General features: G+C 61.0%; 11 protein-coding genes and 1 pseudogene. 7 read left to right on the top strand and 5 right to left on the bottom strand.

Annotated elements, in window-relative coordinates:
• The first annotated feature begins 44 nt into the window (after nucleotides 1-44).
• Nucleotides 45-689 carry a TetR/AcrR family transcriptional regulator gene (locus ABIE52_RS00690; RefSeq protein WP_354541386.1) on the top strand — a complete coding sequence of 215 codons (645 nt, stop codon included), beginning with the start codon at nucleotides 45-47 and terminating at the stop codon, nucleotides 687-689.
• 730 nt (nucleotides 690-1,419) lie between these two features.
• On the opposite strand, the pseudogene ABIE52_RS00685 reads toward ABIE52_RS00690, so the two are convergent.
• The 4 genes and pseudogenes from ABIE52_RS00685 to ABIE52_RS00670 form a co-directional block, all read right to left on the bottom strand.
• Nucleotides 1,420-2,429 (bottom strand): annotated as a pseudogene (locus ABIE52_RS00685) (IS481 family transposase).
• A gap of 141 nt (nucleotides 2,430-2,570) precedes the next feature.
• The gene (locus tag ABIE52_RS00680) at nucleotides 2,571-3,473 is read right to left on the bottom strand and encodes a VOC family protein (protein ID WP_192713160.1); all 903 of its coding nucleotides are present in this window, start codon (nucleotides 3,471-3,473) and stop codon (nucleotides 2,571-2,573) included.
• A 53-nt stretch (nucleotides 3,474-3,526) separates the two neighbouring features.
• Complete coding sequence (locus ABIE52_RS00675) at nucleotides 3,527-3,946, bottom strand: hotdog family protein (RefSeq protein ID WP_192713161.1); 420 nt, start codon at nucleotides 3,944-3,946, stop codon at nucleotides 3,527-3,529.
• Nucleotides 3,947-3,964: 18 nt separating this feature from the next.
• Complete coding sequence (locus ABIE52_RS00670; protein ID WP_354541385.1) at nucleotides 3,965-4,462, bottom strand: FAS1-like dehydratase domain-containing protein; 498 nt, start codon at nucleotides 4,460-4,462, stop codon at nucleotides 3,965-3,967.
• 153 nt (nucleotides 4,463-4,615) lie between these two features.
• Between ABIE52_RS00670 and ABIE52_RS00665 the strand changes: the two genes are divergently transcribed.
• From ABIE52_RS00665 to ABIE52_RS00650, 4 genes are all read left to right on the top strand, one after another.
• Nucleotides 4,616-5,491 carry an NAD(P)-dependent oxidoreductase gene (locus tag ABIE52_RS00665; RefSeq protein ID WP_192713162.1) on the top strand — a complete coding sequence of 292 codons (876 nt, stop codon included), beginning with the start codon at nucleotides 4,616-4,618 and terminating at the stop codon, nucleotides 5,489-5,491.
• Between the two features lie 132 nt (nucleotides 5,492-5,623).
• A complete protein-coding gene (locus ABIE52_RS00660) occupies nucleotides 5,624-6,847 on the top strand; it encodes a CaiB/BaiF CoA transferase family protein (protein ID WP_354541384.1) in 1,224 nt (407 codons plus the stop codon).
• Between the two features lie 32 nt (nucleotides 6,848-6,879).
• Nucleotides 6,880-7,662, top strand: coding sequence for an NAD(P)-dependent oxidoreductase (locus ABIE52_RS00655; RefSeq protein ID WP_192713163.1), 783 nt, complete (start codon nucleotides 6,880-6,882; stop codon nucleotides 7,660-7,662).
• A 43-nt stretch (nucleotides 7,663-7,705) separates the two neighbouring features.
• Nucleotides 7,706-8,518 (top strand): mycofactocin-coupled SDR family oxidoreductase, encoded by an 813-nt coding sequence (locus tag ABIE52_RS00650; RefSeq protein ID WP_192713164.1) that lies wholly within the window; start codon nucleotides 7,706-7,708, stop codon nucleotides 8,516-8,518.
• Nucleotides 8,519-8,536: 18 nt separating this feature from the next.
• Here the strand turns inward: ABIE52_RS00650 and ABIE52_RS00645 are convergent, their stop codons facing one another.
• The gene (locus tag ABIE52_RS00645) at nucleotides 8,537-9,523 is read right to left on the bottom strand and encodes an enoyl-CoA hydratase/isomerase family protein (RefSeq protein ID WP_354541383.1); all 987 of its coding nucleotides are present in this window, start codon (nucleotides 9,521-9,523) and stop codon (nucleotides 8,537-8,539) included.
• Between the two features lie 70 nt (nucleotides 9,524-9,593).
• Between ABIE52_RS00645 and ABIE52_RS00640 the strand changes: the two genes are divergently transcribed.
• Both ABIE52_RS00640 and ABIE52_RS00635 read left to right on the top strand, forming a co-directional pair.
• On the top strand, nucleotides 9,594-10,820 hold the full coding sequence (locus ABIE52_RS00640; RefSeq protein WP_192713195.1) for a CoA transferase: 1,227 nt from the start codon (nucleotides 9,594-9,596) through the stop codon (nucleotides 10,818-10,820).
• A 101-nt stretch (nucleotides 10,821-10,921) separates the two neighbouring features.
• The gene (locus ABIE52_RS00635; protein ID WP_192713165.1) at nucleotides 10,922-12,394 is read left to right on the top strand and encodes an NAD-dependent succinate-semialdehyde dehydrogenase; all 1,473 of its coding nucleotides are present in this window, start codon (nucleotides 10,922-10,924) and stop codon (nucleotides 12,392-12,394) included.
• Nucleotides 12,395-12,594: the final 200 nt, after the last annotated feature.

Here is a 12,594-nt window from a genome sequence, read left to right as displayed (position 1 = left end):
CCAAAGCTGCCCCTGCGAAGCGATCAGCAGCATCGAGAAAGCCAGTGAAGCAGAGTCCACGCGAAGCTCGCCGCCTCCAGCGGATCGAGCTCTCGCGCGAACAGATTCTGGACACTGCCGAAGAACTGTTCGCGACACACGGGTACTACGACACTGGATTGAAGGATGTCGCGGCGAAGTGTGAATTCTCCGTCGGGTCGATCTACACGTTTTTCGAGAGCAAAGACGTTCTTTACGAACAGGTTTTGATGCGCCGGAGCATCGGTGTGGACGCGTTGCAGATACTTGCGCCCGATTCGATGCCAGCGGATGAGCGTCTTGTCCGTGTCGCCGAGGTCCTCATCAATCATTCGGTCGAACACCCGGCCTGGGGCGCCCTCACTGCGGAGGTCACACGCATCGCACGGTCGCCGGGCACGGCAATTCCCGAGGTATGGAGTCATCATGCCCAGCGCCTGCAGAAGTTTCTCGTGGATGTCGTGCGGCAGGGGCAGGAGGACGGTACGTTGCGCCCCGGCTCGCCGAAGAGTCTTGCTCGGCTCTATTGGGCAGTGGTTACATCGTTCATCGTCGTCAGCGCGATGGGCACGATGTATGGCACCGACCAGCCCGACGACCCGCAGGAATTCCTGACATTTCTGCACGATACGTTCTCCGCCCGTACGAGCGACGACTCGGACGGCGAGTAGGGGCGGGAATCCGAATAGGGTGCACAAGCGTCTTGGACTGCTCCCCAGAGGGTTGGACTGAGAGTTCAGTTCCGAAATTGAGGGGCAGTTCTATGTTGGTGCTCTTCTGTGTTCGGTGCCGACTCGATGTGCCGCTCGCATGCACGGGCGCTACGGACGACCGGTCGACAAGATCGCCCCGAACGCGCTCGGACGCGACTTCCCGGGCCATCGCGCCTAGTCGGCAGCGGGACACCGCCGTGGCTGAGTTCCGTCATCGTGACACTGTCCAGTGATGGAACCATTCGACTGACAGGTCATCGCTCACTCGGCTGGAATGTCACCGAACCTGAAGCTGACCAACAGTTTCGCTACGCGCCGTAACTTCGCCACTCGACGCCGGGTGTACGCCGCTGGCGTACTCGGATCGAGGGATTGACCGACGTCTTGTACGGGCGGCGTCAGCATCGCCGTCGCCGGTGCGATCCAGTCGGTGGCGAGTAGGGCAACTCTATTTGCCACCGCTGCGATCGAAGAATTTTTCGGCCACCTCGAGTGGGAGGACCTTCACCCTTCCTGGACTCCAATCGGTGGGCTGGTTGCGGCGCTGAACGGGGCCTCCCGCTGCACAACCACGAATGTATCTCCACAAGGCGCGAGAGCCGGAACCCGGCGAAATACCGAACCCTGACCCTCGCTGCCTTGTCCCCTTGTCGATAAGCCCGATACCGAGGGAACAGTTCATTTCTCGCTAGCTGTATGAGGCGCGGACGTTAGTTACGCGGTGCCGGCGGTAAGCGGCGGGCGGTCGTCCTCCGCGTGTTGAATGCGGTCGGTGATAATTGTAGTGAACATTCCATACCTCAACGGCAGTGCGACGCTGGGCTTCGCTGGTGTACTCGCGGGAGTACAACAACTCCTCGGCGAGGATACGGTTGTAGCGTTCGACCTTCCCGTTGTGTTTCGGCGTGTACGGCTTGATCCGGTAGTGCCGTGCCTCTCGCAGTGAAGATGTGAAATCTGCTGCCCGATAGCATGATCCGTTGTCGGTGATCACGCGCTCGATACAGGTGATTCCGTGTGCAGCGAAGAAGACGCGGGCGTTGTTCATGAAATCGATGGCTGTTGCAGCGGTTTCGTTGTCGCGTGCCTCGGTGTACGCCAAACGGGTGTTGCCGTCGATCGCGGAATGCAGGTAGGTGTAACCGATCCGAGGTTACTTCGCTCGGGTTTTCCGCCGTTGGGATCGTTTGGCCTGCTCGGACCCGCGGCCGTGGGCACGCCAGCCGCCGCCGTCCGGGATTCTTCCGACTTTCTTCACATCGACATGGACCATCTGACCAGATCGTTTCTTGGGCGATGACCTGGGGTTTTCGGGTGGTTTCGCCGTTCGGGTCGATGAACCGGCGACGATTCAGACCGAGGTCCCGCAAGATTCTCGTGACCGTTCGACGAGCAATGGGGATGCCGTCGGTGCGCAGCTCGAATGTGATCCGTGAGGGAAGACCATTTCCGGGTCCGTCGCATCGCTTCGATCTCGGTGACGACCTCTGCCGCTGTGGCGGCCGGGTGATGCTTCGGTGCGCTGGATCGGTCTTGTAATCCCAGGTCACCGTACTTGCGGTACCGGTTGACCCATGTGGAGGCGCATTGGCGGGAGATACCCATCTCGGCGGCGACATGGGCGATCGGACGGCTCTGGCGCCGCTCGATCAGGCGTCGTCTTCCCTCGACAGTCAAGGGGGCATTACGGTGTGTCACAGGGCTGGTCCTTCTTGGTCGAGAACGGTTGTGCCGCAACTCCCATTCTTACGCCGAGGACCAGCCCGTCTACTTCAGTCCCGCGTCATCAACGTCCATACCCACAACAGCTAGCCTGCCCTTCTGTATCAGGTCGAAAGATCAGGAGAAGGTATCTCCTTCGATCCGGCGAGTAGTCCATCGGAACGGAACGCCGTGAGTCGTGTCGGGCTGGCTGAGAATAGTGTCGTCGTTCCGGGTTTCGGTCTTGATGCCTTTGGACGCCAGGTACTTCTCCGCCACGTCTAGATCTTCGACGCGGAATGACACGGCATGGTGCATCTCGCCGTTGGCACTCATATCCCTGCCAGCGATGGTGTCCGACTCCGTCGGTAGCGACAGCTGCACCACGGCTTCGCCGACGCGGACGTAAACGTCCTGCGTTCCCGTCAGGGTCGAGGTCGAGCGTTCCAGAACGGTCCCGCCCAGGACGTCGGCGTAGATTCGAGTCGCACGATCGAGATCCTTGGTGATGACCGTGGTGTACGCGAGTCCGTGCAGACCGAGTGGGTGATTGTCGCGCCACCACAACGGGTCGTAATCCGGCTTCAGACGTGGGTCCAGATTGCGGAAATCCCTTGGCGGCTCCATCTCGAGCTGCGTGATGGTGTCTTTCGGGTGGGTCATCAGTGTCGCGTCGGGTGCCGGCGGTTGGTCGGTGGACGAACCAGCAGTGCCGAGTACACGAATGTTGTTGTCCACCAAATTCTTCCATACGACTCCATTGTCCTCGCAGTACCAGGCGATGGAGTGCCAATGGTTGCCGAACTTGTTGTAGAACCGTCCCAGTGGATACTTGTCCCAGCCGTCGACGCTGAACGACGGCGCGAGGGGTTCGATCACCGTGTCAGCCAACGTGACTAGGGAGGCGTCGCGCTGTTCCCATTCGAGGTAGTTGTGGTCCAGCCATCCCCTACGGACGGCGAACACGTCGTCGTACCAAGCTTCGAGACCCGGCAGGTCTCCGGTCATGTGGATCAGGTGGAATATCTTGCCAAGCGTCACTGAGGACGCTCCTTTCGATCGTCGCGAATTCTAGCTCGCCGTATGTGTGGGGGTCAGCGGAACAGTTCGACGGTGGCCGAACCAGGCGTCAGGATCGTCCCGTCCGAGTTCGAGATCCAGACGTCGAGGTCGACGAGCCGATGGCCGTCCTCGTCACGCACCGCAGTGACCGTGCCGCCCGCGGTGAGATGCATCCCCTTGGTGTTGGGACTGCGGAACTGGCAGCGAACTTCGAGGATGCGACCGTTCTCGCCGATCCACTCGCGGAGCATGCAGTGGAGGTAGGACCACAGGAGGTTTCCCATCCCGAAGGCGGAGTCGTATCCCGCAGCCCGACCCGCCTCGTCGTCCATGTGGATGTCTACGAATTCGTAGTTCACTGCAGCGAAGCGGTTCCAATTCTCCAAGCCTGTGGATCGCTCGAAAGGCAGCACCGATTGGCCTATTGCGATGTCGAATGTACTGGTAGTCATGATGTTCGCTCCTGCGCTTCAGTAGCGGATGATGGTCATCTTCTGTCGGCGGACTTCCGCCCCGGTCTGATTCGTCCACACGGTCTCGAGCGTTGTGAAGAGCATCAAACCGAGTCGCCCTGTGCGCTCGGACAGCGCGGACACCGACGCCGAGGAAGTGATCACATCGCCTGGTCTCATCGATTCGCCGTACGTGACTTCGAGTCCGCCATTGACCTGACGTTGCAGGCCTGGTCCGTCGACGCCGAGAGCCCTGAAATGGTCGTCCGGGTCGTAGTCTGCAGACGAAGTTTTCGGGCCCGACGCCGACATCCATGCGAACGGGTTGAAGTCCTCCGGGGCGACGATGCCTACACTCTCCGACGCGTCCCAGAACCTGCGCGGCGGCGGTTCCGGGTAATAAGTTGCCATCGCCCACCGGCGGATGTCAGATTCGGAAACGGGAAAGCTGGTAGATCTGGAATACTCCTTACCGATCACCGATCGCATCGAATCCGTGATATGTCCTTCGCTCACAACGCTCCTCGGCTTGATTCGCACCCATTTACCGCAACGCACACACCCGACGGATGCATGCGAATGAACCAGTATTATCACATCGTAGACACAAAACTCATCAAACTGAACCACAGTTCATAGTAGTCTGCGGTGAATCAGGAGGAGTACACCATGACCGAATTACCCACAGTGCATGCCACGGATGCGGAAGGCACCGACGATCTGCCGCGCGTCGGTTTCATAGGGCTTGGCAGTCAAGGAGGGCCGATGGCGCACGCCATTGCGCGCTCCCACTTTCCAACGACGTTGTGGGCCAGGCGCCCGGAGTCTCTCGAGCCGTATGGCGACACCGATGCCGCGACGGCCTCGACCCCGGCTGAACTAGCTTCACGAAGCGACCTCGTCTGCATCTGTGTCCTGGATGACGCGGGCGTGGAGGAAATTGTGCTGGGAGAGGAAGGCGTGTTGGCCGGGTTGGCCCCCGGCGGCGCAATCGCCATTCACAGCACGGTCCATCCGAGGACATGCCTTCGCCTCGCGGATGCCGCCAAGGCGCGTGGCATCGATATTATCGATGCGCCGGTGAGCGGCGGCGGAGCAGCCGCGACAACGAAGTCGCTGCTGGTGATGGTTGGCGGAGACGTCCAAGTTGTCGACCGCTTCAGGCCGGTGTTCGAGATCTTCGCCGACCCCATCGTCCACCTGGGGCCGCTCGGGTCTGGCCAGGTGACGAAGTTGCTGAACAACACCCTCTTTGCTGCTCATCTTGCGACTTCGGAGAGTGTGCTTGCCGTCGGGGCTGAACTCGGAGTTGATCCGCGAAAGCTCGGTGAGGTGATCGCCCGCGGTAGCGGTGCGAGTTTCGCGATGAATCTCGTCGGCCCGATGGGGGGCAATTTGGCAGCGATGGCGGGTACGGCCGGTCCACTACTTCGGAAGGATGTCGGTCTCCTCGCATCACTCATGGAGGAACGTTCCGGTGCGAACGGATTGGTCTGGACTGCGGCTGACGTTGGCCTCGACAAGCTGGATCATCCGCGATTGTAGGCACCGCCCATGGATGAACATTGATTCAATTGCATGAATCGATAGTGCAATTTGGTGAAAAGCTCTACAGTAGAGTGACGCACATCTCAGGGTGAGGTGGCGGAGAAACTTGAAACACATTCAGGAGTGAAGATGCCAGCCAGGCCAATGAGCGGTGTGCGGGTCGTAGAGGTCGCTCAGTTCACGTACGTACCAGTGTCGGGCGCAGTTCTCGCGGACTGGGGTGCTGATGTCATCAAGGTCGAGCACGCGGTCAAGGGTGACGCGCAGCGCGGGCTGGCCAACCTGGGCGGCACCGACGCAATCGGCGGGTTCGCGCCTCTGATGGAACATCCCAACCGCAGCAAGCGGGGCATCGGGCTCGCCCTCGAAAATCCGGAGGCTCTGGAAGTTCTGTACGAGATCGTTCGCAACAGCGATGTATTCGTGACGAACTTTCTTCCGGATGCACGGACTCGACTCAAGATCGATATCGAGCACATCCGGGCGATCAACCCCGACATCATTTACGTCCGCGGCTCGGCTCTCGGAGCCAGGGGACCGGAAGCGGAAAAGGGCGGCTACGACTCACCGATGTTCTGGTGCCGAGGCGGCAGCTCGTTCGGCGCCACACCACCGAGCTTGAAGGGTGCGCTGAACCAGCCGGGACCCGCCTGGGGAGACACCATTGGTGGCTTGAACATCGCCGGCGGTATCGCCGCAGCGTTGTTCGCGCGCGCACAGACGGGGGAGCCGTCAATCGTCGACGTCTCTCTGCTCGCAAGCGGTGCATGGGCCAACGCCATGTCCATCGACGTGGCGCTGGCCGGCGGACCTGTCTCGGGTGGCTCCGAGCCCAGGTCCGGAGTGCCAGGCAACCCGCTGGTCGGAATGTACGAAACATCGGACAGTCGGCACCTGAACCTGTGCATGCTGCAGCCGGGCCGTTACTGGGCGGACTTCGTCCAGCACCTCGATCGCCCCGAGCTTGTCGAAGACCCGCGTTTCGACTCCGCAGAGAATCTCATGCGGAACTGGGAACCCGCCACGGAAATCGTTGCGGCAGCTTTGGGTTCCCAGCCGCTCGCCCACTGGATCGAGAAGTTTAAGACACTCGAAGGACAGTGGGGTGCTGTGCAGAACGCATTGGAAGCGGGTCACGACGTTCAGCTCCGTTCCAATGGTTACATCGCAACGATCATCGACGTCAATGGCGTCAGCCGCGAACTCGTCACCTCGCCGGTGCAATTCGACGAGACGCCCGCGGCTCCGGGACGCGCACCACAATTCGCGGAGCACACCGACGAGATCCTCAAGGAGATCGGCGCGAGCGACGAGCGCATCATCGAGCTGAAAATCGCGGGCGCAGTCACCTAGCCGGATTTGAAGGACTCGAAGGGAGCAACTGCATGGTCATCGGTTTCGTCGGCGCGGGTCGAATGGGAGCCCCAATGGTGGCGCGGCTTGCTTTGATGAGGGAGACAGTCCGTGTGCATGCACGACCGAACGCCTTGCGGATCGGTTTCGACGGAGACGTCGAGATGGTCGCCACCATCGCGGCCACTGTCGCCGACGCCGATGCCGTAGTGGTGTGTGTGCACAACGACGCGCAGGTCCGGCACGTCTGTCATGACGGAGGATTGCTTTCCGCGATGCGTCCGAACTCGGTGTTGATAGTGCACACGACGGGACACCCGCAGACCGTTCGAGACATGGAAGATGTCCTCACTCACCGGGGTGTCGAGATCGTCGACGCCCCGGTGAGCGGCGGTCCTCAGGACATTGAAAAAGGCAGTATCACAACATTTGTGGGCGGTAGCGTCGGCGCATTCGCAGCAGCGAGCGAGGTACTCTGCCACTACTCCAATCCCAGCTTTCACACGGGCGATCTCGGTACGGGGCAGCTGACGAAGCTGGTCAACAACGCAGTGTTTGCGTCGAACATCGCCGTTCTTGATGCTGCGACGGGTATCGGACGCGGACTCGGAGTCGACGAGTCCGTGCTGCTGCAGTGCCTGCAACAAGGCAGTGCGTCGAGCATTGTGCTCGACAACGTTCTTCGCGCAGGCGGATCCGAAGTCTTCGCACTGGCCGTCGGCGAGTTTCTAGGCAAGGACGTGGAGGTCGTTCGGCAGGTTGCGGCCGACCTCGACGTGAACTTGGGAATTCTCGACGCGACCCTGACTAGATAACTTCGACGTCGAAGAGACCTCGACAGCAAAGGAATTGGTTCGAATGGCAAGACTCGACAATAAAGTTGCATTCATCACCGGCGTCGCCCGCGGTCAGGGACGGGCGCACGCGGTGCGTCTGGCACGAGAAGGCGCTGACATCGTCGGCATCGACCTCGCCGCTACCTTGCCCGGGGTGCCATATGACTCGGCGACCATGGCAGACCTGGCGGAGACCGCTGCTCTCGTCGAAGCCGAGGGGCGCAAAGCCTTTCTGGAGCAGGCTGACGTCCGTGACCTCGACGCGTTGAAGCGCGTCGTGGACGGTGGAGTGGAACGCTTCGGCGGCTTGGATGTCGTGGTGGCGAATGCCGGAATCTGCATACCCGCTACATGGGACGAGTCGACCCCGGAGATGTTCAAGGACACGATGGACATCAACGTCACAGGAGTGTGGAACACCGTCATGGCCACGGCGCCGCACCTGGTGACGCGCGGCGGTGGATCGATCGTGATGATCAGCTCGCTCGCAGGAATGAAGATGCAACCCTTCATGGTTCATTACACGACCAGCAAGCATGCAGTGACGGGCATGGCTCGCGCCTTCGCTGCAGAGCTGGGGCAGCACAGTATTCGCGTCAACAGTGTGCATCCCGGAGCGGTCGGAACGCCGATGGGTTCAGGAACAATGGTCGATCGCATCACCGAGACCGCAGCATCCTATCCGCGTCTGGCTCCGATGGGGACTCCGATGCTGCAGCAATGGCTGGCGGAACCGGAAGAGGTCGCCGCGGTTGTTGCGTTCCTTGCGTCTGACGAGTCGAAGTTCATGACCGCTGAGCACCTGTCCATCGACGGTGGCGCACACGCCTTCTGATCGTCGTGTCCGGCAGGCTCACTGCGCTGCGACGGCGTCGATCAGACCCCATCGCAGCGCGGTGTCGGCGTCGAGGCGAGCACCAGACAGCACCAGGTAGCAGGTGCGCCACCGACCCACGCGGCGTGTGACGCTGACGGTTCCACCCGCGCCGGGAATTAGCCCGAGCGTGAGCTCCGGCAGCCCGAAGATGCTGTCTGGATGCGCGGTGACAGTCCCGCAGAACGCGGCCATCTCCAGTCCGCTGCCGATGACGGCCCCGTGCACGTCGGCTCCGAGTGCGCTCCCGAGTCGGGTACGCAGAATCTCCAGAAGGGTTGCTGGACTGTGTAATCGCCGTGCCAAGTGCGAAGAAGTAGGGTCGGTGAACAAGCCGAACTCGCCCAAATCGCCGCCGCTACAGAATGAGGGTCCGTTGCCCTGCAGCGTGACGTCGGTGATCGTTGCATCCATGATCGCCACCTCCAGTCCGGCGATCAGCCCGGCCCGAAGCGAATCGCTGAAAGCATTATGCATGTAGGGACGGTCGAACACGATCTCGAGACTGTCGTTGCGTCGTGCCAGTCGGACAGAATCGTCCTGGATGTGTCTGCGCCTCGGTTTCTGGACCGAAAGCCATTCCTGGAACTCCGGACCAGCTTGCAACGTCGAATAGGCGAGAGACTCGGTGACCAGACCTGCTTCGACGTCACCGTGGCAGTCGAAGGAACGCAGTACGTCGAGCAATACCGCAGACGCACTTGGTCGCGATGAGACGCGTTGGCGGCATAACTCCACCGTGTCCGCGATCGAATCGACCTGAATGAAGCGCCTGTTCACGGTATCCGCTTCGGTCAGATTGAAGTCCATCACGTCTGTGATTGCTCTGGCTGAATCTGTCAAAAGGCTCGGATCCGCGCTTACGCCGATCGTGACTTTGTCCGATGCGGAGAAATTCCCAATTTCCGAACCGGCGAATTCCGATGCAGGCAGGTCCAGGTCGATAACGGTCAGGGTGGCGGACACGTAGTATTCCTCTTCCGGCGATGAACCTTCGGGCTCGAGAAGAGATCGTATCGTCCACGAGGTGAATGAGATGCAGGCGCGTAAGGATTGGGCCGAGAGTGGAGCGCTCGCGCTCACCGGCAGGCCGGACGGACCGCCAGTTGTTCCGGTGGGGGACGCGCCCTTGTGGGCCCGGCGTTGGGCTGCATGGATTCTCGACTCCACGCCCGTCGGTGGAACGCCGCTGGACGGACTCGACGGCGCCGCGTTGTTGGGGGAGCGTGCTGCTTTTACCGGCCACACGCGACAAGGGCGAACATCGGTGGGCGGGCACGCCAGACTACTTCCGACTGCGGACGGCTGGGCGGCACTCTCATGTGCGAGACCGGACGACGTCGGCTTGTTAGGGGCCATGATCGGCAGCACAATCGATGGAGACCCGTGGCCGTTGGTGGAGAATTGGCTCGCTACCCGCATCGATGACGAGGTGAACGAGCGCACGGACCTGCTCGGAATCGCGGGCTGCTGTGTTCGGGGCGGCGAGGTCAGGCCACGAGATGTGGCGCTGTCCCCAGAGTTACCCCGCGCTGCTCGATCCGTCAGTGGAGCGGTGGTGGTCGACTTCAGCGCGCTGTGGGCAGGACCTTTGTGTGCTCACATCCTGGGCGCGGCGGGTGCGCGGGTGATCAAAGTCGAGACACCGACCAGACTCGACGGGGCGCGTTTGGGAAACAAGGACTTCTACGATCTGTTGCACGCCGGCCATGAGAGCGTGGTCCTCGACCCGAATAGACCCGGCGAGCGTGCCGCGCTTGCCGCCCTTGTCGCATCCGCAGACATTGTCATCGAGTCGTCGAGGCCCCGAGCACTCGCCCGCTTCGGACTCGACGCGCATGCCGAGGCCGCACGGGGATGCACCTGGGTGTCCATCACCGCCGACGGCAGATCCTCGAATCGCGTCGGGTTCGGTGACGACGTGGCGGCATCGGCCGGGCTCGTTGCATGGGAAAATGAAACCAACCCGCTCTTCGTGGGTGACGCGATCGCAGACCCTTTGACGGGGTTACGTGCTGCAGTCTGTGCGCTGGATGCCCGCAACGTCTCCGCAGGGCGAGTGTGGGACGTGTCGATGACGGAGGTGGTGTCCTCGACGCTGGCAGCCTCGACACTGACGTGTTCTGCCGACGAGAACGACACCGCCGATGCGAATGATGCTCCGACGGCACAACCACCCCGCGGCCGAACACCGGTCGGGCGCGCGCCCGTAAGCGGAACACATACCGCCGCCGTTCTCGCTGAGTTGGGCATCGCTCTCTAACATCTTGTGAATCACAGTTCATTCAACTGAAAATAAGTCCATGAACGCGATACACTTGGCCTGCGATCACAGGGGTCGCCCAGTTCAGCTCAGGAGATTTCATGTCGCTACCGTTGTTCGATCGTCCCGCGGATGCGCGAGATTCACTGTTCATCAACGGAAAATGGCGATCCGGGGCTTCGGAAGAATATCTGGACGTCACCAATCCGGCGACGGGTGAGGTACTGGCATCGATCGCCGCGGGGCAGCAGTCCGACGTCCGTGACGCAATCACTGCCGCCGACGAGGCGTTCCCTGTGTGGTCGGAGTCAACCGCATATCAGCGGGCCGAGTACCTCTACGCCGCGCACAAGTTGATGCTGGAGCGATCCGAGGATCTCGCCACGTTGATGACGCTCGAGCAAGGTAAACCGCTCAAAGCATCACGCACCGAAGTCAAATACGCTGCGGACTTCCTGATCTGGTTCGCGGAGGAAGCCAAGCGTGTCTACGGATCTACCATCCCGTCCGCCCGCGCAGACCAGCGCTTCGTCGTCCTTCAGCAGCCGGTTGGCGTCGTCGCGGCAATTACGCCTTGGAACTACCCGATTTCGATGATCACGCGCAAGGTCGCACCCGCCTTGGCTGCGGGGTGCACAGTCGTGCTCAAGCCGGCCAAACAGACACCACTGACAGCTCTCGCGGTGTTTCGAATCTTCGAGGAAGTCGGGATTCCGGCAGGCGTCGTCAACCTCGTCACGACGAAGAAACCGAACTTCTTCAGCGAGGAAGTGCTCGCGAGCAAGGCAGTTCGCAAGATCACCTTCACCGGTTCCACCGAAGTCGGCAAGATGATTGCGCGAGATGCTGCATCGACGGTCAAGCGCGTGTCGTTGGAATTGGGCGGCCATGCGCCGTTCATCGTCTTTCCCGACGCAGATCCCGAGCATGCCGCCAAGGGCGCCACTTTGGTCAAGTTCCTCAATACGGGGCAAGCGTGCATCAGTCCCAACCGCATCTTCGTGCACCGGTCCATTGCCGACAAATTTCTCGATACGTTGGTGGCTCGAACGAGTAAGTTGAAGGCGGGCAACGGAATGGACGCAGCCAGTGGCGTCGGCCCGTTGATCGACGAGGCCTCGGTCGGGCGGATGCAGCGGCAGGTCGACAATGCTGTGTCCGGCGGCGCGCACGTGCTGGCGGGAGGTGCGAGGTTGACGAATGCGCCGTACGACGCGGGATACTTCTACCCCCCAACGATTCTGACGGATGTGACCTCGGACATGGATATCTATCGAGAGGAGACGTTCGGGCCGATCGCCGCAGTCACGATCTTCGACACCGAAGACGAAGTGATCGCAATGGCCAACGACACCGACTATGGGTTGGCGTCGTACGTCTACACCCGGGATATCTCTCGTGCAATTCGTGTTGCCGAGAAGCTCCGGTTCGGAATGGTCGGCATCAATGACATTAACCCCACCTCCGCAGCTGCACCTTTCGGCGGGGTCAAGGAAAGTGGTTTGGGTAGAGAAGGATCCGCGGTAGGAATCGCGGAGTACCTCGACACCAAGCTGATCGGAATCAGCGTCTGATCTGCCGCCACAGCAGCGCTCGTCATCGGCCGCGCCACCATCGTGAGATGGTGGCGCGGCCGATGACGTTGGGGGAGTTGTATCCGAGCCATCGGTAGGTCACATCTGTTCGCGAAAATTACTGATGTACAAGCGAATCGGCACATCGGTTGTTCGTTGCGCTTGCATATCGGGGTGAATGCGACTTTAATGACGTGCGT

Source organism: Rhodococcus sp. OAS809, assembly GCF_040546695.1.
Taxonomy (GTDB): Bacteria; Actinomycetota; Actinomycetes; order Mycobacteriales; family Mycobacteriaceae; genus Rhodococcus_F; species Rhodococcus_F qingshengii.
The sequence above is the reverse complement of the archived record's forward strand: the minus strand, read 5'-3'. Positions and strand labels throughout refer to the sequence as shown.

Excerpts from the sequence above, each read along its gene's own strand:
- ABIE52_RS00660 (WP_354541384.1), top strand. The coding sequence starts at position 5,624 with ATGCCAGCCAGGCCAATGAGCGGTGTGCGGGTCGTAGAGGTCGCTCAG.
- ABIE52_RS00640 (WP_192713195.1), top strand. The coding sequence starts at position 9,594 with ATGCAGGCGCGTAAGGATTGGGCCGAGAGTGGAGCGCTCGCGCTCACC.
- ABIE52_RS00675 (WP_192713161.1), bottom strand. The coding sequence starts at position 3,946 with ATGACTACCAGTACATTCGACATCGCAATAGGCCAATCGGTGCTGCCT.
- ABIE52_RS00650 (WP_192713164.1), top strand. The coding sequence starts at position 7,706 with ATGGCAAGACTCGACAATAAAGTTGCATTCATCACCGGCGTCGCCCGC.
- ABIE52_RS00635 (WP_192713165.1), top strand. The coding sequence starts at position 10,922 with ATGTCGCTACCGTTGTTCGATCGTCCCGCGGATGCGCGAGATTCACTG.
- ABIE52_RS00665 (WP_192713162.1), top strand. The coding sequence starts at position 4,616 with ATGACCGAATTACCCACAGTGCATGCCACGGATGCGGAAGGCACCGAC.
- ABIE52_RS00655 (WP_192713163.1), top strand. The coding sequence starts at position 6,880 with ATGGTCATCGGTTTCGTCGGCGCGGGTCGAATGGGAGCCCCAATGGTG.